General features: G+C 62.3%; 24 protein-coding genes. 16 read left to right on the top strand and 8 right to left on the bottom strand.

Translation table 11 applies throughout. The features are described from left to right. Positions 1 to 57: 57 nt before the first annotated feature. From cyoA to IVA92_RS15935, 7 genes are read left to right on the top strand one after another with little or no spacing between them, the layout of a single operon-like run. The gene (gene cyoA, locus IVA92_RS15965) at positions 58 to 1,221 is read left to right on the top strand and encodes a ubiquinol oxidase subunit II (protein WP_247276323.1); all 1,164 of its coding nucleotides are present in this window, start codon (positions 58 to 60) and stop codon (positions 1,219 to 1,221) included. A gap of 11 nt (positions 1,222 to 1,232) precedes the next feature. Next, entirely contained in the window at positions 1,233 to 3,230 is a 1,998-nt protein-coding gene (gene cyoB, locus IVA92_RS15960) for a cytochrome o ubiquinol oxidase subunit I (protein WP_247276322.1), read from the top strand. A gap of 1 nt (position 3,231) precedes the next feature. Continuing rightward, on the top strand, positions 3,232 to 3,861 hold the full coding sequence (cyoC, locus tag IVA92_RS15955; RefSeq protein ID WP_247276321.1) for a cytochrome o ubiquinol oxidase subunit III: 630 nt from the start codon (positions 3,232 to 3,234) through the stop codon (positions 3,859 to 3,861). Next, the gene (cyoD, locus tag IVA92_RS15950; RefSeq protein ID WP_247276320.1) at positions 3,858 to 4,238 is read left to right on the top strand and encodes a cytochrome o ubiquinol oxidase subunit IV; all 381 of its coding nucleotides are present in this window, start codon (positions 3,858 to 3,860) and stop codon (positions 4,236 to 4,238) included. Before cyoC ends, cyoD begins: the two co-directional genes overlap by 4 nt. Before the next feature lie 13 nt (positions 4,239 to 4,251). Then, entirely contained in the window at positions 4,252 to 5,103 is an 852-nt protein-coding gene (locus IVA92_RS15945; protein WP_247276319.1) for an SURF1 family protein, read from the top strand. Then, positions 5,075 to 6,481 carry an ATP-binding protein gene (locus tag IVA92_RS15940; protein ID WP_247276318.1) on the top strand — a complete coding sequence of 469 codons (1,407 nt, stop codon included), beginning with the start codon at positions 5,075 to 5,077 and terminating at the stop codon, positions 6,479 to 6,481. Before IVA92_RS15945 ends, IVA92_RS15940 begins: the two co-directional genes overlap by 29 nt. After that, complete coding sequence (locus IVA92_RS15935) at positions 6,471 to 7,004, top strand: response regulator transcription factor (protein ID WP_247276317.1); 534 nt, start codon at positions 6,471 to 6,473, stop codon at positions 7,002 to 7,004. The genes IVA92_RS15940 and IVA92_RS15935 overlap by 11 nt, the downstream gene beginning before the upstream one ends. A gap of 86 nt (positions 7,005 to 7,090) precedes the next feature. Here the strand turns inward: IVA92_RS15935 and IVA92_RS15930 are convergent, their stop codons facing one another. The 5 genes from IVA92_RS15930 to IVA92_RS15910 form a co-directional block, all read right to left on the bottom strand. Beyond that, positions 7,091 to 7,900 (bottom strand): CarD family transcriptional regulator, encoded by an 810-nt coding sequence (locus tag IVA92_RS15930; protein ID WP_247276316.1) that lies wholly within the window; start codon positions 7,898 to 7,900, stop codon positions 7,091 to 7,093. Between the two features lie 344 nt (positions 7,901 to 8,244). Continuing rightward, positions 8,245 to 8,583, bottom strand: a complete 339-nt coding sequence (fdxA, locus tag IVA92_RS15925; RefSeq protein WP_018643465.1) for a ferredoxin FdxA — start codon at positions 8,581 to 8,583, stop codon at positions 8,245 to 8,247. A 132-nt stretch (positions 8,584 to 8,715) separates the two neighbouring features. Beyond that, entirely contained in the window at positions 8,716 to 8,967 is a 252-nt protein-coding gene (locus tag IVA92_RS15920) for a S4 domain-containing protein (protein ID WP_346015473.1), read from the bottom strand. Between the two features lie 22 nt (positions 8,968 to 8,989). Further along, entirely contained in the window at positions 8,990 to 12,412 is a 3,423-nt protein-coding gene (locus tag IVA92_RS15915) for a helicase-related protein (protein WP_247276314.1), read from the bottom strand. A 753-nt stretch (positions 12,413 to 13,165) separates the two neighbouring features. Next, a complete protein-coding gene (locus IVA92_RS15910; protein ID WP_247276442.1) occupies positions 13,166 to 13,975 on the bottom strand; it encodes a DUF3108 domain-containing protein in 810 nt (269 codons plus the stop codon). Between the two features lie 574 nt (positions 13,976 to 14,549). Between IVA92_RS15910 and rpmB the strand changes: the two genes are divergently transcribed. The 7 genes from rpmB to ftsZ all read left to right on the top strand — a co-directional run bounded on the left by rpmB (position 14,550) and on the right by ftsZ (position 21,467). After that, on the top strand, positions 14,550 to 14,855 hold the full coding sequence (gene rpmB / locus IVA92_RS15905; RefSeq protein ID WP_247276313.1) for a 50S ribosomal protein L28: 306 nt from the start codon (positions 14,550 to 14,552) through the stop codon (positions 14,853 to 14,855). Between the two features lie 169 nt (positions 14,856 to 15,024). Continuing rightward, entirely contained in the window at positions 15,025 to 16,086 is a 1,062-nt protein-coding gene (locus IVA92_RS15900) for a YaaC family protein (RefSeq protein WP_247276312.1), read from the top strand. After that, positions 16,086 to 16,601, top strand: coding sequence for a nucleoside 2-deoxyribosyltransferase (locus IVA92_RS15895; RefSeq protein ID WP_247276311.1), 516 nt, complete (start codon positions 16,086 to 16,088; stop codon positions 16,599 to 16,601). Before IVA92_RS15900 ends, IVA92_RS15895 begins: the two co-directional genes overlap by 1 nt. Before the next feature lie 24 nt (positions 16,602 to 16,625). Continuing rightward, positions 16,626 to 18,233 (top strand): AAA family ATPase, encoded by a 1,608-nt coding sequence (locus IVA92_RS36035; protein WP_247276310.1) that lies wholly within the window; start codon positions 16,626 to 16,628, stop codon positions 18,231 to 18,233. Next, positions 18,226 to 19,293, top strand: coding sequence for a UvrD-helicase domain-containing protein (locus IVA92_RS15885; RefSeq protein ID WP_247276309.1), 1,068 nt, complete (start codon positions 18,226 to 18,228; stop codon positions 19,291 to 19,293). Before IVA92_RS36035 ends, IVA92_RS15885 begins: the two co-directional genes overlap by 8 nt. 349 nt (positions 19,294 to 19,642) lie before the next feature. Then, entirely contained in the window at positions 19,643 to 20,155 is a 513-nt protein-coding gene (locus IVA92_RS15875; protein ID WP_247276308.1) for a hypothetical protein, read from the top strand. A gap of 52 nt (positions 20,156 to 20,207) precedes the next feature. Next, positions 20,208 to 21,467, top strand: coding sequence for a cell division protein FtsZ (ftsZ, locus tag IVA92_RS15870; RefSeq protein WP_247276307.1), 1,260 nt, complete (start codon positions 20,208 to 20,210; stop codon positions 21,465 to 21,467). A gap of 641 nt (positions 21,468 to 22,108) precedes the next feature. On the opposite strand, the gene IVA92_RS15865 is transcribed toward ftsZ, so the two are convergent. Then, positions 22,109 to 22,654, bottom strand: a complete 546-nt coding sequence (locus IVA92_RS15865) for a hypothetical protein (protein ID WP_247473480.1) — start codon at positions 22,652 to 22,654, stop codon at positions 22,109 to 22,111. A gap of 291 nt (positions 22,655 to 22,945) precedes the next feature. On the opposite strand from IVA92_RS15865, the gene IVA92_RS15860 reads away from it, so the two are divergent. Both IVA92_RS15860 and IVA92_RS15855 read left to right on the top strand, forming a co-directional pair. Further along, on the top strand, positions 22,946 to 24,319 hold the full coding sequence (locus IVA92_RS15860; protein WP_247276441.1) for a DUF2235 domain-containing protein: 1,374 nt from the start codon (positions 22,946 to 22,948) through the stop codon (positions 24,317 to 24,319). Positions 24,320 to 24,563: 244 nt separating this feature from the next. After that, the gene (locus IVA92_RS15855) at positions 24,564 to 24,809 is read left to right on the top strand and encodes a PilZ domain-containing protein (RefSeq protein ID WP_247276305.1); all 246 of its coding nucleotides are present in this window, start codon (positions 24,564 to 24,566) and stop codon (positions 24,807 to 24,809) included. 57 nt (positions 24,810 to 24,866) lie between these two features. Here IVA92_RS15855 and IVA92_RS15850 read toward each other — a convergent pair whose 3' ends face one another. Together IVA92_RS15850 and IVA92_RS15845 are read right to left on the bottom strand one after the other, a co-directional pair. Continuing rightward, positions 24,867 to 25,274, bottom strand: a complete 408-nt coding sequence (locus IVA92_RS15850; protein WP_247276304.1) for a hypothetical protein — start codon at positions 25,272 to 25,274, stop codon at positions 24,867 to 24,869. Positions 25,275 to 25,406: 132 nt separating this feature from the next. Then, positions 25,407 to 26,519, bottom strand: a complete 1,113-nt coding sequence (locus tag IVA92_RS15845) for an NADH:flavin oxidoreductase/NADH oxidase (RefSeq protein ID WP_247450037.1) — start codon at positions 26,517 to 26,519, stop codon at positions 25,407 to 25,409. Positions 26,520 to 26,543 lie beyond the last annotated feature (24 nt).

Genomic DNA, 26,543 nt, shown 5'->3' with positions numbered 1-26,543 from the left:
TGCGCCGCAGCTACCCGTTGGGCCGGCAAAGGAAACTCATTCTCAAAGGCTCGGCTCGTGTCCCGTCTCAAGATTCTGGCGCTGCTACCCCTGGCGGCTGCGCTTAGTGGCTGCAACTACGTCGTGCTGGCGCCCGCCGGCGATATCGCTGCCCAGCAGCGCGACCTCGTCATCATCTCCACCGTCCTGATGCTCCTGATTGTCGTCCCCGTGATGGCGCTGACGGTGCTGTTCGCCTGGCGCTACCGCCAGTCCAACACTGAGGCTCGCTACGAGCCGGATTGGGACCACTCGACCAAGCTCGAGCTGGTGATCTGGTCGGCGCCGCTCTTGATCATCGTCTGCCTGGGCGCGCTGACCTGGATGGGAACGCATCTGCTCGACCCTTATCGCACGCTCGGCCGCATCCATGCCGAGCGCGCCGTCGATCAATCCAACGCCCCGCTCGAGGTCGACGTCGTCGCGCTCGACTGGAAATGGCTCTTCATCTACCCGGACTACGGCATTGCCACCGTCAACGAGCTCGCAGCTCCGGTCGACCGTCCGATCACCTTCCGCATCACGGCGTCCTCGGTGATGAACTCGTTCTACATCCCCGCGCTCGCCGGCCAGATCTACGCGATGCCGGGCATGGAGACCAAGCTCCACGCCGTCGTCAACCACGCCGGCACCTACAAGGGTTTTTCGGCGAATTACAGCGGCGCCGGCTTCTCCGGCATGCACTTCAACTTCCAGGGCCTCGACGACAAGGGCTTTGATGCCTGGATCGCCAGCGCCAAGTCGGCCGGCGGCTCGCTCGGCCGCGCCGAATATCTCCAGCTCGAAAAACCCAGTCAGAACGAACCGGTCCGGCGCTACGGCACGATCGATTCCGATCTCTACCGCCTGATCCTTAATATGTGCGTCGAGACCGGCAAGATGTGCCAGAGCGAGATGATGGCGATTGACGCCAAGGGCGGAGCCGGCCATCAGGGCGTGAACAATACGCTGCCGCTCGCCTACGACAAATACGCCCGCCGCGGCACGGCGCTTGGGCTGGAGCCGAGCTTCGTTGCCGGCACCTGCACCCCGGATGCGCCGCAAGGCGCCGCGACCACCGCGTCAATCAAGGCGCCGACCGACACCGCGCCGCTGCTCGGCGCCGGCCTGAAGCGGCCGTCGTTCACGCCGCTGAAGTCCTCGTCCTTCTTCCTCGGACAGCGTCCGAAGTCAGATTCTTAAAGAGATCCCGCATGTCTCCTGATCTTCTCAAGCTCATCTTCGGCCGGCTCGGCTTCGAATCGCTGCCGCTGCACGAGCCGATCGTCGTCGGCACCTTCGCGGTGGTCGCGCTCGGCGGCGCCGCGTTGCTCGGCGCCCTCACCTATTTCCGTCTCTGGGGCTATCTGTGGCGCGAGTGGTTCACCACCGTCGACCACAAGCGCATCGGCATCATGTACATGATCCTCGGCATCGTGATGCTGCTGCGCGGCTTCGCCGACGCGCTGATGATGCGCGGCCAGCAGATGCTCGCCTTTGGCGGTTCCGAAGGCTATCTCAACGCCCATCACTACGATCAGGTCTTCACCGCCCACGGCGTGATCATGATCTTCTTCGTGGCGATGCCGCTGGTCACCGGCCTGATGAACTACGTCGTGCCGCTCCAGATCGGCGCGCGCGACGTGTCGTTCCCGTTCCTGAACAATTTCAGCTTCTGGATGACGGTCGGCGGCGCAGTGCTGGTGATGGCCTCGCTGTTCATCGGCGAATTCGCCCGCACCGGCTGGCTGGCTTACCCGCCGCTGTCGAACATCGGCTACAGTCCCGACGTCGGCGTCGACTATTACATCTGGGCGCTTCAGGTCGCCGGCGTCGGCACGACGCTATCCGGCATCAACCTGGTCTGTACTATCGTCAAGCTGCGAGCTCCGGGCATGACCATGATGCGGATGCCGGTGTTCACCTGGACCTCGCTCTGCACCAACGTCCTGATCGTCGCCTCTTTCCCCGTCCTCACGGTCGTGCTCGCGCTGCTCTCGCTCGACCGCTACGTCGGCACCAACTTCTTCACGAACGATTTCGGCGGCAGCCCGATGATGTACGTGAACCTGATCTGGATCTGGGGCCACCCCGAGGTCTACATCCTAGTTCTCCCCGCCTTCGGCATCTTCTCGGAAGTCACCTCGACCTTCTCCGGCAAGCGGCTGTTCGGCTACACCTCGATGGTCTACGCCACGGTCGTCATCACCATCCTGTCGTACCTGGTCTGGCTGCATCACTTCTTCACGATGGGCTCGGGCGCCAGCGTCAACTCGTTCTTCGGCATCACCACGATGATCATCTCGATCCCGACGGGGGCGAAGATGTTCAACTGGCTGTTCACGATGTATCGCGGCCGCATCCGCTACGAGCTACCGATGATGTGGACCATTGCCTTCATGCTGACCTTCGTGATCGGCGGCATGACCGGCGTTCTGCTCGCGGTACCGCCGGCCGACTTCGTCCTGCACAACAGCCTGTTCCTGATCGCGCACTTCCATAATGTGATCATCGGCGGCGTGGTGTTCGGCGCGTTCGCAGGCATCAGCTACTGGTTCCCGAAGGCGTTCGGCTTCAAGCTCGATCCGTTCTGGGGCAAGCTGTCGTTCTGGTTCTGGGTCACCGGCTTCTATCTTGCCTTCATGCCGCTCTATGTGCTCGGCCTAATGGGCGTGACCCGCCGCCTGCGCGTGTTCGACGATCCCTCGCTCCAGATCTGGTTCGTCATCGCCGCGATCGGCGCCGGGCTCGTCTTGCTCGGTATCATCTGCATGCTGGTGCAGTTCGCGGTGAGCTTCCTCAAGCGCGAGCAGCTCAAGGACGTCACCGGCGATCCCTGGGATGCACGCACGCTGGAATGGGCGACCTCTTCACCCCCGCCGGACTATAACTTCGCCTTCACGCCCGTCGTGCACGACAACGACGCGTGGTGGGACATGAAAAAGCGCGGCTACCAGCGTCCGCTCAACGGGTTCAAGCCGATCCACATGCCCAGCAGCACCGGCACCGGCATCATCCTCGCCGGTCTTGCCACCGCGATGGGGTTCGGCCTGATCTGGTACATCTGGTGGCTGGCCGCCGCGAGCTTCATCGCGATGTTCGCCGTCGGTATCGGTCACACCTTCAACTATCACCGCGACTTCGACATTCCGGCTGAAGACGTCATCCGGACCGAGGACGCGCGCACCAAACTGCTCGCCGGAGCCAAGTAAAATGACTGTCGCGATCAATCCCACCCAATCTGGCGAGCCGATCTTCTACCTCGCCGACGAGCACCCGCATCCGGAAGGCTGGAGCACCGCGCTCGGCTTCTGGATCTATCTGATGAGCGACTGCCTCATCTTCGCGATCCTGTTCGCCACCTTCGGCGTGCTCGGCGGCAACTATGCCGCCGGTCCGGCGCCGAAGGACCTGTTCGACCTGAATCTGGTCGCGGTGAACACCTCGATGCTGCTGCTGTCGTCGATCACCTACGGCTTCGCCATGCTGACGATGCAGCAGAACAAGGTCGGCCAGACGCAGATCTGGCTGGCGATCACCGGCCTGTTCGGCCTCGCCTTCATCGGCATCGAGCTCACCGAGTTCGCCCACATGATCCACGAGGGCGCCACGCCGCAGCGCAGCGCCTTCCTGTCCGCGTTCTTCACCCTGGTCGGCACCCACGGCCTGCACGTCTCCTGCGGCCTGATCTGGCTGGTGACGCTGATGGTGCAGGTCTGGAAGTTCGGCCTGATCGAAGCCAACCGCCGCCGCCTGATGTGCCTGTCGATGTTCTGGCACTTCCTCGACGTAGTCTGGATCGGCGTCTTCACCTTCGTCTATCTCCTGGGAGTTCTGCGATGAACACCGATACTCACGCCGCGCACGCCGACGATCATCACCATGGCGACGGCCACGCCCACGGCACGTTCTCGACCTATATGCTCGGCTTCGTGCTCTCGGTCGTGCTCACCGCGATCCCGTTCTGGCTGGTGATGAGCGGCGCGCTGCCGAGCAAGCAGATCACCGCGCTGCTCATCATGGCCTTCGCAGTCGTGCAGATCGTCGTGCACATGATCTACTTCCTGCACATGAATACGACGTCGGAGAACGGCTGGAGCATGATGGCGCTGATCTTCACTATCGTCATGGTGGTGATCGCGCTTTCCGGTTCGCTGTGGGTGATGAACCACCTCAACAGCAACATGATGCCGATTCATCAGATGAGCGGAATGAAGTGAGCGAGCCTCTGACGTGAGCAAGATCTGGACCGGGACGAACAAGGCAGGCGGGACGCGCGGCAAGGCTGCGCGATCCCCCTCCCTGTGGCTCACGGTCCTCTCGCTCACGGCGATTGCCGTTCTGATCGCGCTGGGCATCTGGCAGGTCGAACGCCGCGCCTGGAAGCTGGCGCTGATCGACCGGGTCGAGCAGCGCGTTCATGCCCCGGCCCAGCCGGTTCCCTCGCCCGCTGCGTGGCCCACGATCTCCACCGCGAACGACGAGTACAGGCACGTCACCCTCACCGGCCGTTTCCTGCATGACCGCGAGACGCTGGTGCAGGCCGTCACCGAGGAAGGCCCCGGCTATTGGGTGCTGACGCCGCTTCTGCGCAGCGACGGCACGCAGGTCCTGATCAACCGCGGCTTCGTGCCCTCCGAGCGGCGCGACGCCTCGACGCGCCGGGACGGCAATCCCGACGGCGAGGTTGAGATCACGGGTCTGTTGCGCATCACGGAGCGCAGGGGCGGATTCCTCAGGAACAACGTGCCGCAGCACAACCGCTGGTACTCGCGGGATGTCGCCGCGATCGCGGCGGCACGCGGCCTCCACGAGGTCGCGCCCTTTTTCGTGGATGCCGACGCCGGATCACAAATTGCCGGCGGTCCGATCGGCGGATTGACCGTGATCCGCTTTCCCAATAACCACCTGATCTACGCACTGACGTGGTTTGCCCTGGCTTTCATGCTAGCCGGTCGACTTTTCGTCACATTCGGCGGCGGGCTATTGCGCCGCAAACGCTTCGTCCACGAACCGGCCGGCGGCTCCGACGCCGCTGCCCGCAGGACGGGATCAGATGCTGGAACGATCGTCGAGCCGACCTGACGACGCAAAGTCGAGCCCCCGGACGCTGGCCCATGGCGGCGAGCTGGCCGTGACGCTGCAATCGCAGGAGGACGCGCGCGGCGAGCTGATCGGCACTGCTCCCACCGACGACGAGACCAACCGCAAGAACATGGCGCTGCTGATCCAGCTGCGCTGGACCGCGGTGGTCGGCCAGATCGTGACCATCGGCGCCGTGCATTTCGGGCTTGGCATCCCCCTGCCCTTGGAACGGATGGGCGCGGTGATCGGCGCGCTGGTGCTGCTCAACGTCTCCAGCCTGGTCTGGGTGCGCCATCGCGCGGCGATCACCAACAACGAGCTTTTGGTCGCGCTGATGCTCGACGTCGCCGCGCTGACCGCGCAGCTCTACCTCTCTGGCGGCGCCACCAATCCCTTCACCTCGCTGTTCCTGCTCCAGGTCACGCTGGGCGCGGTGCTGCTCGACGCCCGCTCGACCTGGTCGCTGGTTGCGCTGACCTGCGCGAGTTTCGTGTGGCTGACGCTCGCCTACAGGCCGCTCGACCTGCCGCCAAATCCCATCAGCGAGACCTACAGCCTCACCGTAGCAGGCATGCTGTTGGGCTTCGTCCTCAACGCCGTGCTGCTGGTGGTGTTCGTCACCCGCATCAACAGGAATTTGCGCGAGCGCGACGCGCATCTGGCGGCGCTGCGCCAGCACGCGGCCGAGCAGGATCACATCGTGCGCATGGGCCTGCTCGCCTCCGGCGCGGCCCACGAGCTCGGCACCCCGCTCGCCTCGCTTTCGGTGATCCTCAGCGACTGGCGCCGCATGCCAGATCTCGCCGCCGATCAGGAGCTCGCCGAGGATCTCGCGGAGATGGAGACCTCGCTGCAACGCTGCAAATCGATCGTGACGGGCATCCTGGTGTCGGCGGGCGAAGCACGCGGCGAAGGCTCCTCGCCGACGACGGTGACGGCGTTCGTCACCGCGCTGGTGGAGGAATGGCGCGACGCGCGCTCGGCGCGGACGCTCTACTTCGTCAACACCTTCGGCGAGGACGTCGCGATCGTCTCCGACATCGCGCTGAAGCAGGTGATCTTCAACGTGCTCGACAACGCCTATGAGGTCTCGCGCGATTGGGTCGAGCTCGTCGCCGAGCGCGAGGGCGACAATCTCGTGCTGTCGATCAGCGACCGCGGCCCGGGCTTTGCGCCGGAGATGCTGGCGCAGCTCGGAAAGCCCTATCAGTCCAGCAAGGGCCGCGCCGGCGGCGGGCTCGGCCTGTTCCTGGTGGTGAACGTGGTGCGCAAATTAGGAGGCAGCGTGACCGCCGAGAACCACAGGAAGCGCGGCGCCACCGTTCGTCTCACGCTGCCGCTCGCAACGCTCGCGATCGGAGGGAATTTTGACGCCTGACCGCTCGCTCATCGTCGTCGAGGACGATGCCGGCTTCGCCCGCACACTGAAACGCTCGTTCGAGCGCCGTGGCTACGAGGTCGTGCTCGCCGCCTCGATCGAAGAGGTACGCCAAGTGCTGGAGGAGCGCTCGTTCGGCCACGCCGTGGTCGACCTCAAGCTCGGCGGCGCCTCCGGGCTTGCCTGCGTCGAGCTCTTGCACACGCATGATCCCGACATGCTGATCGTGGTGCTGACCGGCTTTGCCAGCATTTCGACCGCCGTCGAGGCCATCAAGCTGGGAGCCTGCCACTACCTGGCAAAACCGTCGAACACCGACGACATCGAGGCCGCCTTCAACAAGGCCGAAGGCAACGCCGAGGTCGCGCTCGATGCACGACCGACATCGATCAAGACGCTGGAATGGGAGCGCATCCACCAGACCCTGATCGAGACGGATTTCAACATCTCGGAAGCGGCCCGAAGGCTCGGCATGCATCGGCGGACGCTGGCAAGGAAGCTGGAGAAACGGCCGGTCAAATAAGGTGTCGTCCGGACCAGCGTCCCCCAAACAAAAAGCCCGGCCGAACGGCCGGGCTTTGATCTGTTGCAATCGATACGACGGGTTGCTTACGCAGCCTCGTCGGCAACGGTGGTGTCGTCGCCATCGGTGTCGTCGGTATCGCCCTCTGCATCCGTATCTGCTTCGCCCTCGGCGGCTTCCGCCTTGGCGTTGCGGCGCGGGCTCTTGGCAAGCTGGGCCTCGATCTCCTTGACCGCCTCGGTCTCGGTCGAATGCTGCACCACCGCGATCTCGCGGGACAGACGGTCGAGCGCCGCTTCATAGAGCTGGCGTTCGCTGTAGGACTGCTCCGGCTGCGACTCCGAGCGGTAGAGGTCGCGCACGACTTCCGCGATCGCAACGATGTCGCCCGAATTGATCTTCGCTTCATATTCCTGGGCGCGGCGCGACCACATGGTGCGCTTGACGCGGGCGCGGCCCTTGAGGGTCTCCAGCGCCTTCTTGACCAGCGCCGGATCGGACAGCTTGCGCATGCCGACATTGGCGACCTTGGCAGTCGGAACGCGCAGCGTCATCTTGTCCTTGATGAAGTTGATGACGAACAGCTCGAGCTTGGCACCGGCGATCTCCTGCTCCTCGATGGCCAGGATCTGGCCGACGCCGTGAGCGGGATAAACGACGAATTCGTTGGCCTTAAAGCCCTGACGCTGGGTGACGACCTTCTTTTCCTCGACTTTCGGCGCAGCAGCGGGCTTGGCGGCCGGCTTGGTAGCGGCAGGAGCCTTGGCATGAGCAGCAGCAACGGGAGCCTTCGGCGCGGCGGGCTTGGCAGCGTGAGCCTTCGCCGGGTGAGCCTTGGCAGCAGCAGGCTTGGCAACGGTCGCTTTCGCGGCCGATTTGGCAGTCTTGTTAGGCATTGCGCTTCTTTTGTTCTTCGAGGACTTTGCAGCCGGCGCCTTCGTCGCGGTCCGACCCTTGGATGCGCTACGGCTGGCCGCGGCGACTTTTTTGGCCTCCTTATGGGAAGCCCTCGCTGAAGTACTCTTTTTACGCGTTTTCTGTGACACAGCCTGCGCGCGGAAACTGCCACGCCCCTGTTCGACATTTGGTTTCACGGGAACCCAGAGGGGCCAACGGGGCTGACGGGGTTCGGCTTAATGTGCCCAATATAGCACATTTCCCGCAAAAATCAATGATTTAGGGGTCTTCAGGGCTGGTTTTCGGCGGTAACGCAGCTATTAGGGTTAAGTTTGGGCCCTAATTAGTCTCCCGAGCCCGGGTTCGGAGAAAAATATTTCTCGAACTTGCCTTCCATGCCATCGAATTCCTTGGCGTCGGCGGGTGATTCTTTCTTCTGGGTGATGTTGGGCCAGCTCTTGGCGTAGTCGGCGTTGACTTGGAGCCACTTTTCCAAGCCCGGTTCCGTGTCCGGCTTGATGGCGTCGGCGGGGCATTCCGGCTCGCACACGCCGCAATCGATGCACTCGTCGGGATGGATGACGAGCATGTTGTCGCCCTCGTAGAAACAGTCGACCGGGCAGACCTCGACGCAGTCGGTGTACTTGCACTTGATGCAGTTTTCAGTGACGACGTAAGTCATCCAACGCTCCGAAAAGCTCTTTCAAAAGTCGCGGCTTGCGTAGCGCGGATGGCCCGGCGCCGCAAGGTCGGGAACGGCCGATCATGACACTTGTGTGCGTTTGACCAGCCAAGAAATGAATGCACCGCGCAATTAATTGCGCTCGCCGAGCTCTTCGTAGAGCACGCGGGCCGAGGCGGCATCGCCGCGGCGCTCGTTGAAGGCGATGACCTTCAAGACGCGCACGGTGCGATCGAGCGCGATGGTGAGCACGTCGCCGACCTTGATCGCATGCCCCGGCGATGTCTCGCGTGCGCCGTTGACGCGAACGTGGCCGGTGACCACCAGCTCAGCGGCGGAGGTGCGCGCCTTCACCACCCGGGCGTGCCACAGCCATTTGTCGATGCGCTGCCGCTCGGTCGTAGGATTACTCCTTGCGCCCCGCCAGTTGCTCTTTCAGCGCTGCGAGCTTTGCGAAGGGCGAGTTCGGATCAACAGGACGATCGCGTTCGCGCGGATTCGCGCTGGAGGCATAGGGACGCAGCGACGGACCGGACTCGCGGTCGCGGCGGTCGCGGCCCTTGTCGCGGTCGCGGCCACGGTTGTCGCGGCCCTTGTCGCGATCGCCGCCGAACTTGCCTTTGTTGTCGCGGTTGCGATCGCGATCCTTGTTGTCGCGGTCCTTGCCCTCGAAACGGCGATTCCTGTCGTCACGCCCCTCGGGACGCGGCGCACCGTCTCCACCACCTTCGCGGCCCTTGCGAAAATCCTTGGCCCCGTCGCGGCGATGACCACCACCATGACGATGGCGCTCGCCCGGCTTCGCGCCTTCGGCTGCTTCGCCGGACGCGGCCGTGCTGCCTTCTGCACTCGCCTGCGGACGCGGCTGATGGTGACGCTGATGGCGATGGCGCTCGTGGCGCGGCTTGCGATCCTCGTGACGGCCGCCGGGACGCCAGACCTCGACGAGCTCGGGCTCGGCCGGCGTCGCCGCAGCCTCAGGCGCGACGGCTTCAGGCGCGGCAGCATCAGGCGATGCAGCAGCTTCCGTTGCCGCGGTCTCGGCGGCAGCGGCTTCGAGGCCGGCAGCCTCTGCCGGCGCAGCAATCTCTTCCGCCGGTGGCGCGATGCCGGGCGCATCTTCGGGCGTGACGGCAGCCTCAGGCGGAGCTTCCGGCGCAGGCTCTGCGTCCTGCGCGCCCCCGTCGTGCTGCTCCATGCCGGGGGCGTCTTCGACCGTGACGGCTTCGGGAGCGACTTCACCGGATGCTTCTGCCGACAGACCCGCTACGGCCTCCGCTGCGGTCTCGGTCGACGTCTCCGCGCTGCCCTCGACGGGCGGCGTCTCTGCCGCGACCGTCTCGGTCACCACAGGCTTTGGCGGCAACGGCGGACGCTTCTCCATGCGATAGCCGAGCGCGCGCAGCACGGACGCAAAGTCCTCGCCGGCCGACCCGGTGAGCGAGGTCATCGCCTGCGTCACCACAAAACCGCGGCCGTCGAACGCGCCGGCCGGCTTTTCGCCGGGCGAGTTCTCGCGCCAGGCCAGCGCCGGGCGGATCAGATCGGCAAGCCGCTCCAAAATATCGACGCGCACGGCGCGCTCGCCGGCCTGCTTGTAGCCGAGCACGCGATAGGCATCGCGCGGCAGCTGCTTGTCGACCGGGAACGAGGTGCGGCCCGAAGATGCCAGATGCTGAGCGCCAGACAGCGCGGAGAGATCGACATTGTCCTGCTTCAACGCCCAGAGCAGCGCTGCGAGCGCGCGCGCGGCGGGCTTGAGCAGACCGGGGAAATAGATGTGATAGGCCCCGAAGCGGACGCCGTATTTGCGCAAGACCGCGCGCGAGGACTGGTCGAGATCCTTCAGCTCGCTGGCGATCTTCGGCCGCTCCAGCACGCCGAGCGCCTCGACCAGCTGATAGGCGATGCCGCGGGCGATGCCGGTGACATCCTCGGCCTTTGACAGCTCGAACATCGGCCCGAGCAGCTTTTCGATATGCGTCTTGAGCCAGAGCTCGAGTCGGGCCTGCACCTTCTCGCGGGGCGCCCCAGTCAATCTCTCGTCCGAGATGATGCGGATGCGCGGATGCAGCGCGTCGTCTGCGGCGGACAGGCGCGCCACGGCATCGCCGGTCCAGCGGATGATGCCTTCGGAGGTCAGCACGAACTGCTCGTCCGGTGCATTGCCCAGCTTTTCGGCGCGCGCGTTGATCTCGCCGGCGAGCACCGCTTGCGCTGCAGCCTGCAAGGCTTTCGCATCGGAGCCGGCTTCCGCAGCGTCCGGTGCAAAGGTGAAGCCGTCGAGGCGGCCGATGACGTGGCCTTCGACGATGACTTCGCCGGTCTTGCCGATTTCAGTATTCAAGCTCGTGTTCTCCCGCAGGCGGCGCATCAATACACTGGTCCGGCGATCAACGAAACGCTCAGTCAAGCGTTCATGGAGCGCATCCGATAATTTATTTTCGACCTCGCGCGCGATCCCCTGCCAGCGTTCGGGGTCTTTCAGCCAATCCGGGCGGTTGGCGACGAAGGTCCAGGTGCGAATCTGCGCGATCCGGGCCGACAGCGTGTCGATGTCGCCATCGACGCGGTCGGCCTGATCGACCTGGGCGGCAAACCAGCTATCGGGGATGCATCCCTTCTGCATCAGGAAGCCGTACAGCGTCGTCACCAGCTCGGCATGGGCGGCCGGCGACAGCTTTCGGTAATCGGGGACCTGGCAGGCCTCCCAGAGGCGCTCCACGGCCACCTTGCCATGCGCGATATCGCGCACATCGACGTCGCGCGCAGCATGATCGAGCACGCGCATGTCCTCGGCGATCGGGGCGCGCGTCAGCGCCTCGTGCCCTGGGGCCAGGTTCAGCGACACCTGGAGCGCGCCGAGCGAGGAGAAATCCAGCTTCGAGTTGCGCCATTGCAGCATCTTCACGGCGTCGAAGGTGTGGTTCTGGAGCGCGTTGACGAGTTCGGGCTCGAACGGGGCGCAGCGGCCGGTGGTGCCGAAGGTGCCGTTGCGCGTGGCGCGGCCGGCGCGGCCGGCGATCTGCGCAAATTCCGAGGGCGTCAGGCGGCGGAACTGGTAGCCGTCGAACTTGCGATCGGAGGCAAAGGCAACGTGGTCGACGTCGAGATTGAGGCCCATGCCGACCGCGTCGGTGGCGACGAGATAGTCGACGTCGCCGTTCTGGAACATTGCCACCTGCGCGTTGCGGGTGCGAGGGCTGAGCGAGCCCAGCACCACGGCGGCGCCGCCATGCTGGCGGCGGATCAGCTCGGCAATGGCGTAGACCTCGTCGGCGGAGAAGGCGACGATGGCGGTGCGGCGCGGCTGGCGCGTGATCTTGCGGTCGCCGGCGAATTCGAGCTGCGACAGGCGCGGCCGCGTGATCATGGACACGCCCGGCAAGAGGCGCTCGATGATCGGGCGCATCGTGGCGGCGCCCAAGAGCAGCGTCTCGTCGCGGCCACGGCGGTTGAGAATGCGGTCGGTGAAGACGTGGCCGCGTTCGAGGTCGGAGGCGATCTGGACCTCGTCGATGGCGAGGAAGGAGACGTCGAGATCGCGCGGCATCGCCTCGACGGTCGAGACCCAATAGCGCGGCTTCTTCGGCTTGATCTTCTCCTCGCCGGTCACGAGCGCGACGCTCTCTGGCCCCGCGCGATCGGCGATCTTGTTATAGACCTCGCGCGCAAGCAGGCGCAGCGGCAGCCCGATCATGCCGGAGGGATGCGCGAGCATCCGCTCGATGGCGAGATGGGTCTTGCCGGTGTTGGTCGGCCCGAGCACCGCAGTGACGCCGGCGCCGGGGGCACGCTCGGAAGCGAAGGGGGAGGAAGAAAAAGCCATTCCGGAGATAGGTAGTGCCGATTTGGGCGAATGTCAGTGCTGTTTGAGGCGATGAGGCGATCAGGTGTCAGCGATGTCTCCGAACGCCACCACGCGCTCCGCTGTCATGCCCCGGCTTGACCGGGGCATGTGGCACGCCGTGGCTCATCGGCTCAACCACGACCGCCTCGGCGTACTGGATCGCCCGGTCAAGCCGGGCGATGACAGCGAGCGCGGAGCAGTCTTCCCAACCTCGCGCAACTGTCTCAGTTTGCGACGCTTTTCCCGCTCGCCTTAAGCTTCGGAACGACTCTAGAACGAATCGCGGCCGAATCGCTGACTCCCGATTGCGTCCCGTTCCGTTCACGCAACATGTCGCGGGACTCGCCACAGGTGCGCACTAGATGAAGGCTCGGGCTGCCGTACAAGCGACGATTTGATGACGGATTCCTTAAAGCTGGGGCGGCGGGGAGTCGAATCAGAATCGGGCGGGAGTCAAATGGATTCCAGGTTCCCCGACCTGCCAAAACAAAAATGCGAAAACAACCCCATGCACAGTAGGGAAGTCATTGATATCTCATACGTTCTTACCCTCCCCTGGAGGGGTCCGGGACGAGCGTAGCTCGCCCGTGGTCGATCGCGCGCAGCGCGAGCGGGGTGGGGTGATCTTTCCGCCCGGCACAGCGCCCGTGGGGAGAGATCACCCCACCCCGTCGCACATTTCGCTGCGCTCATGTGCGCCGACCCTCCCCTCCAGGGGAGGGTTAAGAACTGCTACTGCGTCTTGGCGACGCGTGGCGGCTGGGGGGAGGTGATGAAGCTCGTCGCTTCCAGCATCGCAGGCCCCAAGGGCGTCGGCACTTTCAGCCAGAACGGGACCAGGATGCGCGTTCCCGCCACCGGCGCAAAGGCGATCTCGATGTTGCGCTGGGCGGCGAGGTATTTGATTACGGGGCGGTCGGGGATGTAGCCGGCCACGGGCACGAAATAGAGCGCGCAGACCACGACCGGGCCCTTGTATCCCTTCTCGGCCTTCACGCTCTCCATGCGCTTGAAATCGAGTTTCAAGTCGTAGCGCATGCGGCCGTCGAAGACGGGCGCGCTGTTATGGCAGGCTTCCGGCGACACCGGATCGCCATTGCCGGGCACGCGCAGCAGCGAGGCCGTCATCGGGTCCCAGACGCCGCGGCGATGCGCTTCGGTGACGACGATGCGATCGGGGTCGACCGGCGGCTCCGGCAGGATCGCAAAATCCTTCACATTGCCCTTGTCGAGCGTGATGCGGATCTCTTCGGTCTTCTTCGAGGTGGTGGTGGAGGCCTGATAGCCGGTCGCAACCAGCGCGCCGTTGACGACGCGGCCCTGCGAGGCGCCGGTGCCCGAGCCACCCGCGAACGATTTCAGCAGCCCCGTGGTGCCGCCGGAGGCCGCGGCGGCGAACACGTCGTCCTGGATGTCGATGTTCCAGGCGCCCTTGCCGACGGGAATGCCTGATAACGTCGCCTCATATTGCGCCTCGAGCTTGCCTTGCGCCGCTGCCGGCGCCGCCCCCCACGCCAAGGCGAGCCCGCACAGCGCCGCCAGGGCCAACTGGCCGGCGCGCCGCCGCGGCGGATGAGAGGTCAGGATATTCACGAAGCCATCCAATGGGGCCGTCAGGCCTTGTTAGTTAAGCCAAAAACAGCGGCAAACAATGTGCTGGGCGCCAAAAGCGGCGGAACTCCCCAGGACTCTTCGGCCGCGAATACGCCCTTTATGTGATGGTAAGGCGTTCCGATCATTGCCCTTTTGGTGATCGGGGAAGGTGTGGTCGCGGGCGCGGTCACCTCTCCCGCTTGCGGGAGAGGTCGCGCGAAGCGCGGGTGAGGGCTCTCTCCTTTGGGGGCACTGTCGCGACTGCCCCTCCGCGGAGACAGCCCTCTCCCCAACCCTCCCCCGCGCGCGGGGGAGGGAGCGCACCGCGGGTGCCGCGCGAGATCCCGGGTTCGCGCTCCCCGCGCCCCGGGACGACGGGCCAAAAACGGCCCGTCGCCTTGACGTCCCGCCCCTTCCCCCCTATACGTCCGCCCGCTCCCTGCAAGGACGAAAGAATTTGCCCCCGTGGCGCCCCGAATGGCGGCCGCAAATCGTGGGGGGCTCGAACCTGAGGATTTCTACCATGTCTCGCCGCTGCGAACTGACGGCCAAGGGCCCCCTCGTCGGCCACAAGGTCAGCCACTCCAACATCAAGACCAAGCGTCGCTTCCTGCCGAACCTCGTCAACGTGACGTTCATCTCGGAAGCCCTGGAGCGCAACGTGCGCCTGCGCGTCTCCACCAACGCGGTCAAGAGCGTCGACCATAATGGCGGCTTAGATGCCTTCCTGCTCAAGGCCAGCGCCGACGTCCTGTCGCCGCGCGCCCTCGAGCTGAAGCGCGCCATCCAGAAAAAGGTCGGCGACGCGCCGGCGAAGAAGGCGAGCTAAGATTTCAGAATTGGGCGGGGGCTAAGTTGCGTCGCGTGGCGTAGGCTTAGCCAGTAGAGTTGCGTTGCGGCCGGATCGGAAGATCCGGCCGTTTTTGTTTGGGAAGCTTTGCTCTTCTGCAACTACAGAGCGCGGCGTAAGCTAACTGCGCCTCGAATCAGATAGAGCAATGGACGATATCTCAAAGGACCTACTTCAGATAAAGTTTAGAGGGCGAGCGATTCCGCCTCATAAGGCAATAATTGCTCCGGTAATTGGAGCTCGAAATGTTCTGACGAACAGCCCGTGGACATACGTTGCCTTGTGGCTCAAGAGAGGAGGCAAGGACAAGGCACTCCTCTATTGGCAGCAAGCGCAGGAATTCCACAAGGTATCCCTCGGCCTTCCTCCTCAATCGGCACCTCTGCTGCTTTACTATTCTTTCTTGAATGCAACGAAGGCGCTTCTATCAGCCAAGGGAATTGTATTTAACGAACGTCACGGCGTTTCAGAGCACACTCCGGCCTCGCAACGAGGAAGTTCCTCTCTCAATCACCTTGGCATCAAAATCCAGCAACATGGAGTATTGCCAAGCCTGTCGACTTACTACCAAGAATCCGAAACCAACAAGACTCACACTCTTCAAGAACTATTCTTCAACATGGTTTTCATACACCGAACCTATTGCCTAACCTATACATCGCAATCCGAAATGTTTATTCCAATCGCTAACTGCGGTTTCGTTGCAGATAGGCCATCCAAGCAAGTATATTTTCGCGCAGACATTACGAAGAACATTCCCTTCGCGACGGCCGTTAAGCGACTCCCAGTCCTTTTTGTTGCCGACGAGAAGTTTGGCCCTCGGGCAATTCGGTCTGTAGCCTCCGCGGCCTGCCAAAAGCCCGGTAAGTTGGGCGCGAGGGCTCTAGCCAACATTGCCGATCTAAACCAGAGCCTGCGCAGCGAGTTATTCTTTATAAACGGCACGGAGCCACTTTGGTACATCAGGTCTCGAACGCGCGGCCCAAAGCGCATTGAACGCCAACTGCCTACGCTCATCTTAGGCGCGATGCACCGGCTCAGCGAGATCAGCCGTTATAATCCGCCGCAGATGGCATCCCTCCTAGCTGGACAGAAGAATTGGTTACTAAGCGAATTTATTCAGATGTCTGCTGAACAGTTCATCGACGAGATTGCATCGGAGCTAACAGGCATTCAATTCCTAGTTCCAAACATCCGGGCAGCGAGCTGATGAATATCTACATCGCGTGCGCTCTGACCCACGTTCCGCGCTCGCTGTTTGACGAGCATGTCGCCTTTATTCACGAGTTAGCCAAAAGACTCCGGGAGAATGATCCAACCGCAGCAGTCAAGTACGCCCTCGTAAACAGTGACCCTCAACTCGCCACAAAACCGGAAACCGAGCGAGCTCGACTTTGCTATCTTTGGGATCGAGCAATGGTGGAAGAGGCTGATCTAGTCATCGCTGAAGCCAGCTTTCCATCCACCGGTCTTGGCATCGAACTCCAGTTAGCAGAATCCAACGGAAAGCCAGTTATTCTCTGCTTTCGCGATATCGGGACCAACAAGGTGGCATCGGCCTCCTATGAGAATCCCGATCACAGTCATCATGAATTGCAGGTCGGCCAAGGTCTCGTAACATTGATGGCCTTGGGAATCCCAACAATCTTTCGGACTATTCAATATTATGGGCAGAACGACGGCATTACGCGCATTGTTGAAGCAACGAATTCTTTACGCCAATAGTCGTTTCGACGAAGCCCACTTTGAGTGGCAGACATCGTGAAGATATCCAAAGTCATCATCAAGAACTACCGCTGCTTATCTAATAGCCAAGTTACGCTGAACGAGCACCTGAACATAATTGTTGGCGACAACGAGTGCGGGAAATCGACTTTCCTAGAAGCAATTCACCTAGCATTGTCCGGACAGTTAAACGGTCGCCCCATTCAAGCCGAACTCCACCCACACCTCTTCAACGCCGAAGCGGTGAGGCAATATGTCAAATCTTTTGGCAGTATGTTTTCCAAGGCTCCGCCAACGATCCTAATCGAACTCTACTTTCTTGATGACCCAGGGATCGCAAGATTTAGGGGAAAGAACAATTCGCTGCGGCAGGACGCCGCTGGCGTAAAGTTATTGATTGAGTTCAACGAAGAATATCAGGAAGAATATGCCGAGTACGTAGCAGACCCGACAATTATAAGAACGATACCTGTCGAATACTATGTCGTGCGATGGCGCGACTTTGCTGACAACGACATTACAGCGAGATCGATACCGATCAAATCCAGCTTCATTGATGCCAGCACGATAAGAAACAACTCCGCAGCAAGTCGCTACGTTCTTGATCTTGTTAAGGACGGCCTGAGTAAAAAGGAGCAGGTCGATCTCGCTCTCTCATATCGATTGATGAAGGACGAATTTCTCACGGACGAGCGGGTGCGTGAAATAAATGGATCGCTCGACCAAAAGAAGGGAATCGTATCTCAGAAGACACTGTCGATTTCCTTGGATACATCGTCGCGAGCAAGCTGGGAGCTGAGCGTCGTTCCTCACCTTGATGACATTCCGATGCCGCTTGTAGGTAAGGGGGAGCAAAACAGCGTTAAAATCAAACTCGCGATGGAAGCCTCAGCGCAGTCACACGTATTTCTTATTGAAGAACCAGAAAACCACCTCTCGTTTTCGAACTTAAGCATTCTCATCAGCCACATCTCGACCAGATTAAGTGGTCGACAACTAGTACTGACAACTCACAGCAGCTTTGTGTTGAACAAGCTTGGAATGGATTCTGTATTTCTGTTCAGGTCGGGCAATGCAAGACCTCTAAAGGATCTACCCAAAGACACGTACAATTACTTCATGAAGCTGCCAGGATACGACACCCTTCGGCTCATCTTGGCAAAGCGGGCGATCTTAGTTGAAGGCCCCTCCGACGAACTCATCGTTCAAAAGGCATTTCTAATGCGCTTTGGCAAGATGCCCCTCGCGATGGGAGTAGACGTGATCTCGGTAAGCTCCCTCGCCTTTAAGCGTTTCATAGATATCGCAGCTCTTCTTTCCATCGACGTAGATGTCGTTACTGATAACGACGGAGACGTCAGCAGACTTGAAAAGAGGTACAAAGACTACTTCAATTTCCCTTCAGTCGAGTTCGAATATGACAAGGATGAGACAGCGAAGACGCTGGAGCCGCAATTGGTCAAGAGCAATGGCCTGGACATCGTCAATTCCATTATTGGAAAGTCATTCCAGACCGCGGAGGATTTGCTCTCTTACATGGCCGACAACAAGACTGAATGCGCTCTAAAATTCTTCGAGACTGACCATTGTTGGACGATTCCGACCTACATCAAAAATGTTGTCCATGAATAACGTGGTGGTATCCGCTGCCGGCGGAGGAAAAACCACTAGAATTGTCACCGAAGCCCTTGGAGAGACCACAAGGCGCTGCGCTCTAGTAACTTATACCCAAAATAATGTCGCTGAGATCAAAGGGAAGATCTATCAAATCAATCGCTGCATCCCAGCACATGTAGAAGTATGGTCATGGTACTCCTTTCTGCTCCGCGAACTTGCTCGACCCTATCAATCGAGCCTAATCGGCTCTCGGATACGAGGAGTTCATTGGACTCAAGGGCGATCTGACAGATACGCCAAGCAGACTGAGATCAAACGTTTCTACTTCGGAAATCAGGGCCTTATCTACTCCGACAAGATCGCGCAGTTTGTACTCGCCTGCAACGAAGCGTCCGCCGGCGCCGTGATCCGCAGGCTGGAAGAGCGCTTTGATATGATCTACATCGACGAATTTCAGGATCTCGCCGGCTATGATCTCGATTTAATCGAGTTGATTTTGCGCTCACGCGTACAAGTGAACCTTGTTGGTGACCACCGACAGGCAACATTTCGCACAAACAACTCCGTTAGGAACAGCGCCTATTCCGGCATCAAGGTCATTAAGAAAGTTCGAGAGTGGGAAAAACTCAAACTATGCAAGACCACCTACCAAGCCGAGACCCATCGCTGCAATCAGGGCATTGCCGATATTGCCGATGGTTTCTTTCCGCGGGAGCCCAAGACGAGATCACTCAACGATAAGCTAATCGGCCACGACGGAGTCTTTGCCGTTAATAACAGCGATATAGCAGCCTACCTTGAAAGATTCCGACCGCAAGTACTCCGCCTGGATGTCAAGACAGATTGCCACGGCTACGAGGCGATGAATTTTGGCGAATCGAAAGGACTCACCTTTGAACGAGTCCTAATATTTCCGCACAAGCTCGCCAAATCTTGGCTGGCTAGTGGCGACATCAGACACGTGGAAAAGTCGGCCTCGAAAATGTATGTCGGAGTTTCTCGTGCCCGGCACAGCGTCACGTTTGCCTATGATGGTGCTCTAGGGGTAACTGGAATTGCGCGGTACGTTATGTAGATTCATTGTTCTCGACCCAGCTAGCAAATGCGTGTTGTCCAATTTTCCCCATTTTCCGCTATACTTGCCCAGATAGCATCACCCGGAGGCGCATTCCGTGGAGCACGCACCCAACACCGACCGCAAACCCGAGCCGAAAACCTCATCATCTGCTGTGACGGTACTGGCAACGAGATCAGCGAGAACATCTCCAACGTCCTGAAAATCCGCGGTCGGCACGGTGACGGCACTTGTAAACAACACCCCTCGCGCGTTAACCGTGCATTAACCAACGCAGCCTAGCCTGCGGTAATCGTCCAGCCATCATTAGCCCGAAATGCCGTCCCGGTTCGCTCCAGGAGAAGCGCCGATGTGCGTTGCATTGTTGACGTATGCCGATCTCAGTGCCCGCCTCGACATCTCCCGAGAGGCCGCGCGTTCGCTTGCGCGACGCCGCCATTTGCCGCGCTCGCGGTCGGAGGACGGCAAGGCCCTGGTCAGGGTCGATTTCGCCGAGCTCCGCTACACACCCCGCCCACGACGCGTCCGCCGGGCAGACCCGATCGATGTCTCCCTGGCGAAGATCGAGGCCATCAAGATCCAGGCCTTCAAGGCGGAGGTGGCGCGGCTCGAGGCCGTCGCAACCGCCTACAGGGCAGTATTCGAGCGCGAGCGCGAACGTGCCGATCGCCTGGCCGTCGAGCTGACGCAGGCGGCCGCCGAGACGACCGCCGCCAATGCGTGGGCGGCACGACTGGAAGACGAAGTGGCGGTTCTCCAGGCCGGTCGCCGGGCGGGCGGCACGATCGCGGGGCAAGCCGCGCTTCGATTGGGACATCTGGCCGCTGCGATCGTGCAGGCAGACCGGGCGGCTCGCAGGTAACACTCGAGACTCATCTCCATCCCCGGCTTGCCGGAGCAATCACGAGGGAAGTATGACTGGCACCACCGATATCCACGAAATGAAGGCCCGCATTGTCGTGTTTGGCGTGGGCGGCGCCGGCGGCAATGCGGTCAACAACATGATCACAGCCGGGCTGCAAGGGGTCGAGTTCGTGGTCGCCAACACCGACGCGCAGGCGCTTGCGATGTCGAAGGCGAGGCGCCTGATCCAGCTCGGCACACAGGTGACCGCAGGCCTCGGCGCCGGCTCGCAGCCGGAATTGGGCCGCGCCGCAGCCGAAGAGGCGATCGATACGATTCGCGATCAATTGACCGGCGCGCACATGGTGTTCGTGACGGCCGGCATGGGCGGCGGCACCGGCACCGGGGCTGCCCCCATCGTCGCCAGGATCGCACGCGAGCTTGGCATTCTCACGATCGGCGTGGTCACCAAGCCGTTCTACTTCGAGGGCCAGCGCCGCATGCGCTTTGCCGAAGCCGGCATCGAGGAGCTGCTGAAGACGGTCGACACGCTCCTGATCATCCCGAACCAGAACCTGTTCCGGGTGGCCAGCGAGAAGACCACATTCGCCGATGCCTTCGCCCTTGCCGACCAGGTGCTTTATTCGGGCGTCGCCTGCATCAGCGACCTCATCGTCAAGGAAGGCCTGATCAACCTCGATTTTGCCGACGTCCTCTCCGTCATGAAGGAGAAGGGCAAGGCCATGATGGGACGGGGCGAGGCTTCCGGCGAGAAGCGCGTGCTTGCCGCCGCCGTGGCCGCGATCTCCAATCCATTGATCGAGAATCCCTCGATCAAGCGCGCCAGTGGCCTCATCATCTCCATCACCGGCGGCAAGGATCTCATGCTGTACGAGGTCGACGAAGCCGCGACCCGCATTCGCGACGAGGCCGACCCGGACGCCAACATCATCGTCGGCGCGTCGTTTGATGACAGCCTCGAAGGCATCGTCCGCGTCTCGGTGGTGGCGACCGGAATCGATAATCTCGACCCGGCGCAGCAGGCGCAGCCGGTGGAGACCGCCCTCACGCAGCTCGCCGGCAGGCTGCGCAACGACGGCCGCCGTATCGCCGATCGCATCGAGCGCAGTGCGCCCCTTGCGCAGGTGGAAAGTCCGCCGCTCCGCCCGCAGCCGCACCACCCGGTGGGGCCGCCGGCAAGGCCGAGCCTGGAACATGCACGCCAGCCGGCCGACCGGCCGCTCGATCCTTACGGCCGCACCGCTATGCGCAATGCGCCCGACGAGGCCGTTCTCGACGTCCCGGCCTTCCTGCGCCGCGCCGCCAACTGAACGGTGGCAGGAGGGAGTTACGGTCGTCACCGGGGCGCGACGACATCGCGAGCTATGATGCGCCATGGCGCATCTGAGCATGCATCGAACCGCGGTGATTGTTGAGCAATGGATTCTCGGGCTCGCGCCAAGAGGCGCACCCCGGAATGACGGAGCGGCTTGCGGAGAAGGCTATCGCATATGACAGTTGGAGGCTGCCGGATGAGTTCGGCCTGCATGGTTCGAGACGCCCGCTTTGGCGGGCTCCTCACCATGAGGGTTTGATATCGCGCCGCCAAACGAGACCTCATCCTGTGGAGCCCGCCGACGGCGGGCGTCTCGAAGGATGCGCCGCAAGGAAGCCACCCGCCAGGTTCACGCTGCCGTGCTGCGGGGGCCCTCCTGTGTTTCCTTCTTCCGACTCCTTATCGCGGGACAGCCACGCCGGAAAACGTAGCAGGCGTTCGTTGCTGTCTTTCGTCAGCTCGATGACGGAGCGGCTTGCAGAGAAGGCTATCGCATATGAGAGTTGGAGGCTGCCGGATGAGTGGCGGGCTCCTCACCATGAGGGTCTGATAGCTCGCCGCGAAACGAGACCTCATCCTGAGGAGCCCGCCGAAGGCGGGCGTCTCGAAGGATGCGCAAGGAAGCCAGCCGCCAGTTCACGCTGCCGTGCTGCGCGGGCTCTCCGGTGTTTCCTTCTTGTCCGTCTCCTTGTCGCGGGACAGCCATGCCGGAAAACGAAGCAGGCGTTCGTTGCTGTCTTTCGGCAGCTCGATGGCAGGTTCATCGGGCGAACTCGGGAGGTCCAGCGCGACGTGGCCGGTTCGCACCGCATCCGCGCGCTGATCCAGTTCGCGCAACAGAGGATCGAGCACACTGTCGATTTCGGTCGCCACCGACACCAGGAAACTATTGAGCTCGCGCGCCTCGGGCACGATTGCCGCAGCCGATTCGATCGCCTTGGAGAGGCCATCGACGACGGGCGCAAACGCGCCGGCGGCTTGCTTGATTCGGGTTTTGATCGCTTCGATCTCGACCAAAACGCGCTCACGCTCCCGCCTTTTCTTCTCCTCCGAAAGGCGGGCTTCAATTTCGGCGATCTGGGCCGTCAGGGTCGTGGCTTCGGATGCGAGTGCATCGCGTCTTCCGCGCGCGCGCTCGAGATCGCGGCTGAGATTGTCCACTAAGTCGTCCTTTCCAAACATGGCTTTGCTCCGTACGACAGCCGTTTTGGTCCGTAGGACGGCCGTGGCGCGAACCGCCAGCCTGGCAAGCTCAGCAAAGGCTGGACGGGCCGAAACAGGCATCAACTTCGGTCGCGTCACATGGGCCGACATGGTGATCCCCCACTCGTCCACATTAGGCGACGGCATGGTTAACAAGTGGTTAATGTCAACAGAAGATAAATGAGGCACCACGCCGGCGGCGCCGGCTTCGTCTCCTCGCTGCCATCCATTTCCGCTATACTGCAGTCGCATCACCCGGAGGCGCATCCCATGGAGCATGCAGCCAGCACCGACCGCAAACCCGAGCCGAAAAACCTCGTCATCTGCTGTGACGGCACCGGCAACGAGATCAGCGAGAACATCTCCAACGTCCTGAAGCTCTATCGCTGCCTGCGCAAGACCGACAAGACGCAGCCGCGGCAGATGGTGTTTTACGATCCGGGAGTCGGCACGGTGACGGAGCCGACGACGTGGCATCGCTGGAAGGCCAATATCAATATGGTGCTGGGGCTCGCCACCGGCTATGGGCTCGATCACAACGTGCTCAGCGCCTATTGCTTCCTGGTTCAGCATTACGCAGCCGGAGACAAGATCTACCTGTTCGGCTTCTCGCGCGGTGCCTATACCGTGCGGGTGCTGGCGGGGCTGATCCACAAGCTCGGGCTGGTCTCGCCGGAGCAGGTGAACCTCGCGGGCAGCGGCCTCATCGCCTACAAGCAATATTCCGGCACCGGGCGCGGCAACGACGTCGAGGACCTCAGCGACGTCACTTTCGACGATCAGGGGCCGCTACCGAAAGACCAATTCGACCTCGCAGCGCAGTTCGCGCGCATCACCTCGACGCGCTGGCCGACCATCCACTTCATCGGCGTCTGGGATACCGTGGCGAGCGTGATCGTGCCCCGCGCCGACCGGCTGTATTGGCCGAGCTTCGAGGAGCTCGCCTTCACGCTGCGCAATCCCAGCGTCAAAATCTTCCGGCAGGCGATCGCGATCGACGAGCGGCGCTGCATGTTCCGCCTCAAGGCGTATGACGCGCCGCAGGAGTTCTGGAGCAACCGCTATGTGCCGGACGAGAAGAAGGTGCCGCAGGACATTCTGCAGGTGTGGTTCGCCGGCGTGCATGGCGACGTCGGCGGCGGCTATCCGGAAGCCGAGAGCGGGCAGTCGAAATATCCGCTGCTGTGGATGATCGAGGAGGCCGCAAAGGCGGGGCTGAACTTCAACCCGCGCACGGTGAACCAGCTCGCCTTCGGCATTCAGCGCAAGAACTCGCCGTTCAGCTATGTCGCGCCTGCTTTTACCGGGAAGACGGGCGAGCTGCACGATTCCATGACGGCAGCTTGGCGGCTGCTGGAATATTTGCCGAAGCGCGCGAAGTACAAGGAGTGGCCGGAGCGGAAGGTGGTGCTCGGCTTCTACATTCCCGATAGCGAGCCGCGCGTCATTCCGGAAGGCGCGCATGTGCATGAGAGCGTGGTCAAGCGGATGGCGGTGGGGCCGGACTATCGGCCGGTGAATCTGCCGAAGAGTTACGTGACCGTGCCGATGCCGGTGGGGCCGCATGGGGGAGACGATGCGGGCATACTGCCACTCTCCCCTGGAGAGGGAGGGTCGGCTCACATGGAGCGGAGCGAAATGTGAGACGGGGGGTGACAGTCTCTCCACGCAAGCGCTGTCCGTGTGGGGAGATCACCCCACCCCGCTCGCGCTGCGCGCGATCGACCCTCCCCCTCCAGGGGAGGGTGGCAGCCCGCTACCGCCGCTTTGTTCTTTCGCCGCTACTTTTCGTTAAAATTCTCAAGCCTGCTTTAGCGGGATCGCATCATCTCTCTTCCAACATTGGAACCGATCCCCGCGATATCTGCGGAATTGGAGGAGAGTGCCAATGTATCCGCGCAAATATGCCCGCGTGAAACCTTCGGGATTGGTGTCGCGCCAGGCCAAGATCATCACCGACCCGCGCGCGCCGGTGATTCCCTGCACGCTGATCGACTATTCGCCCGGCGGGGCCTGCGTCGATCTCGGCGGACAGGTGAGCATTCCCGATCGGTTCGAGCTCTTGCAGGTCAACACCAAGAAGCGCTGCCGCATCGCGTGGAAGCGCGGCACGCGGGTGGGCGTGGTGTTCTAGGGCCGAAGGCCGAGATGCCCCGCTTACCCTCCCCTGGAGGGGAGGGTAAGAGCCGCGCTACGCCCGCATACGCGCCTTCGTCCCCGCGACGATCTGCATGGCGACACCGCCGATCCAGCCGAGCAGAGCGAGCCAGGTCCAGGCGATGTGCGGATCGAGGCGGAGCACGATGACGGCGACGGAGGCGAGCGCGGTAAGCGTGGCGCAGAGCGTGCCGGCCGAGCTCAAAAACTCCGCGGCGTCGATCTGGCTGTGCGCCTCGTCGAACGGCATTTGCGGCGTGTCGATCCCGATATAGAAGCCGATGAAGCCGAGCACCATCATCAGCAGCAAGAACCCCTGCGTGGTGAGCGTGGGGATCGCCGATCCCACATAGGCGCCGACGAACAATCCGCACGCCGCGCCCGCCATCGCAAGACCCACGCGCTCGAACACATGGGCAGTTTTGCGAACACCAAAACGCATGGCCGGCCTCCGTGAGCCGTTGAGGGGACGGAGGTTAGGCCAGTTTTGCGGGAGGTGGAAGGTGAGCGGGGTTACGGATGCGTGAGTTTACTCCCCCGCACGCGGCGCCGCATGCGGGGAGAGGTGAAGAAATCACCGCGCCCCGAACGTGGTCCTGCCGAACAGCGCCTTTTGCGTCGAGGGCTGCGAGCGCCAATATTGCGGCGGGGCTTCGACTTCGCCGCCGAGCTCGGCGGCCGCGTGCCAGGCCCAGCGCGGGTCGTAAAGCATGCCGCGGGCGAGCGCGATCATGTCGGCCTTGCCGGATGCAACGATCTCCTCGGCTTGCCTGGCTTCGCTGATCAGGCCGACGGCGATGGTCGGCAATTCGGTCTCGCGCTTGATCGCCTCTGCGAACTGCACCTGATAGCCGGGGCCGAGCGCAATCTTCTGCTGCGGCGAGACGCCGCCGGAGGAGGCATCGATCCAGTCGACGCCGCGCGCCTTCAGCGCTTTCGCAAATGCGATGGTCTGCGCCAGGTCCCAGCCGCCCTCGACCCAGTCGGTCGACGACACCCGCATGCCGACCGGCTTGTCAGCAGGGAATGCGGCGCGCACCGCATCGAACACCTCCAGCGGAAAGCGCATGCGGTTTTCGAGGCTGCCGCCATATTCGTCGGTGCGCCGGTTCGAGATCGGCGACAGGAACTGATGCAGGAGATAGCCGTGCGCGCCGTGCACCTCGATCGCGTCGATGCCGAGGCGGGCGGCGCGCTTTGCTGAGTCGGCGAAGGCGTTGCGGATGCGTTTGAGGCCCGCGGCGTCGAGCGCCAGCGGCGCGGCCTCGCCCTCCTTGTGCGGCACGGCCGACGGCGCAACCGTCTGCCAGCCGCCGTGTTCAACCGGAATCAGCTGGCCGCCCTCCCAGGGCCGCGCGCTGGAGGCTTTGCGGCCGGCATGGGCGAGCTGCATCGCGATGGCCGTCGAGGAATATTTGCGCACCGAATTGAGGATCGGCTTCAAGGCCGCTTCGCAGGCATCGCTGTAGAGCCCGAGACAGCCCGGCGTGATGCGGCCGATCGCCTCGACATGCGTCGCCTCGATGCAGAACATCGCCGCGCCCGACAGGCTGAGATTGTTGATGTGGGTGAAGTGCCAGTCGGTGGCGACGCCGTCGTCGGCCGAATACTGGCACATCGGCGACACCACGACGCGATTCTTCAACGTCAGGCCGCGCAGCTTGATCGGGGAAAACAGAACGGACATGCGGGGAGGTTCCGAAGGATGGAG

The sequence above is a fragment of the Bradyrhizobium sp. 154 genome (assembly GCF_023073875.1).
Taxonomy (GTDB): domain Bacteria; phylum Pseudomonadota; class Alphaproteobacteria; order Rhizobiales; family Xanthobacteraceae; genus Bradyrhizobium.
Note: the sequence above shows the minus strand (reverse complement) of the source record. Positions and strands in the feature narration are given on the sequence as shown.

What these genes read in the sequence shown, in the direction of transcription:
- IVA92_RS15895 (WP_247276311.1), top strand. Translation starts at nt 16,086, where the DNA reads ATGAATATCTACATCGCGTGCGCTCTGACCCACGTTCCGCGCTCGCTG.
- cyoB (WP_247276322.1), top strand. Translation starts at nt 1,233, where the DNA reads ATGTCTCCTGATCTTCTCAAGCTCATCTTCGGCCGGCTCGGCTTCGAA.
- IVA92_RS15855 (WP_247276305.1), top strand. Translation starts at nt 24,564, where the DNA reads ATGTATCCGCGCAAATATGCCCGCGTGAAACCTTCGGGATTGGTGTCG.
- ftsZ (WP_247276307.1), top strand. Translation starts at nt 20,208, where the DNA reads ATGACTGGCACCACCGATATCCACGAAATGAAGGCCCGCATTGTCGTG.
- IVA92_RS15860 (WP_247276441.1), top strand. Translation starts at nt 22,946, where the DNA reads ATGGAGCATGCAGCCAGCACCGACCGCAAACCCGAGCCGAAAAACCTC.
- cyoC (WP_247276321.1), top strand. Translation starts at nt 3,232, where the DNA reads ATGACTGTCGCGATCAATCCCACCCAATCTGGCGAGCCGATCTTCTAC.
- IVA92_RS15845 (WP_247450037.1), bottom strand. Translation starts at nt 26,519, where the DNA reads ATGTCCGTTCTGTTTTCCCCGATCAAGCTGCGCGGCCTGACGTTGAAG.
- IVA92_RS15915 (WP_247276314.1), bottom strand. Translation starts at nt 12,412, where the DNA reads ATGGCTTTTTCTTCCTCCCCCTTCGCTTCCGAGCGTGCCCCCGGCGCC.
- IVA92_RS15940 (WP_247276318.1), top strand. Translation starts at nt 5,075, where the DNA reads ATGCTGGAACGATCGTCGAGCCGACCTGACGACGCAAAGTCGAGCCCC.
- IVA92_RS15900 (WP_247276312.1), top strand. Translation starts at nt 15,025, where the DNA reads ATGGACGATATCTCAAAGGACCTACTTCAGATAAAGTTTAGAGGGCGA.
- IVA92_RS15885 (WP_247276309.1), top strand. Translation starts at nt 18,226, where the DNA reads ATGAATAACGTGGTGGTATCCGCTGCCGGCGGAGGAAAAACCACTAGA.
- fdxA (WP_018643465.1), bottom strand. Translation starts at nt 8,583, where the DNA reads ATGACTTACGTCGTCACTGAAAACTGCATCAAGTGCAAGTACACCGAC.
- rpmB (WP_247276313.1), top strand. Translation starts at nt 14,550, where the DNA reads ATGTCTCGCCGCTGCGAACTGACGGCCAAGGGCCCCCTCGTCGGCCAC.
- IVA92_RS15930 (WP_247276316.1), bottom strand. Translation starts at nt 7,900, where the DNA reads ATGCCTAACAAGACTGCCAAATCGGCCGCGAAAGCGACCGTTGCCAAG.
- IVA92_RS15865 (WP_247473480.1), bottom strand. Translation starts at nt 22,654, where the DNA reads ATGTTTGGAAAGGACGACTTAGTGGACAATCTCAGCCGCGATCTCGAG.
- IVA92_RS15850 (WP_247276304.1), bottom strand. Translation starts at nt 25,274, where the DNA reads ATGCGTTTTGGTGTTCGCAAAACTGCCCATGTGTTCGAGCGCGTGGGT.
- IVA92_RS15875 (WP_247276308.1), top strand. Translation starts at nt 19,643, where the DNA reads ATGTGCGTTGCATTGTTGACGTATGCCGATCTCAGTGCCCGCCTCGAC.
- cyoD (WP_247276320.1), top strand. Translation starts at nt 3,858, where the DNA reads ATGAACACCGATACTCACGCCGCGCACGCCGACGATCATCACCATGGC.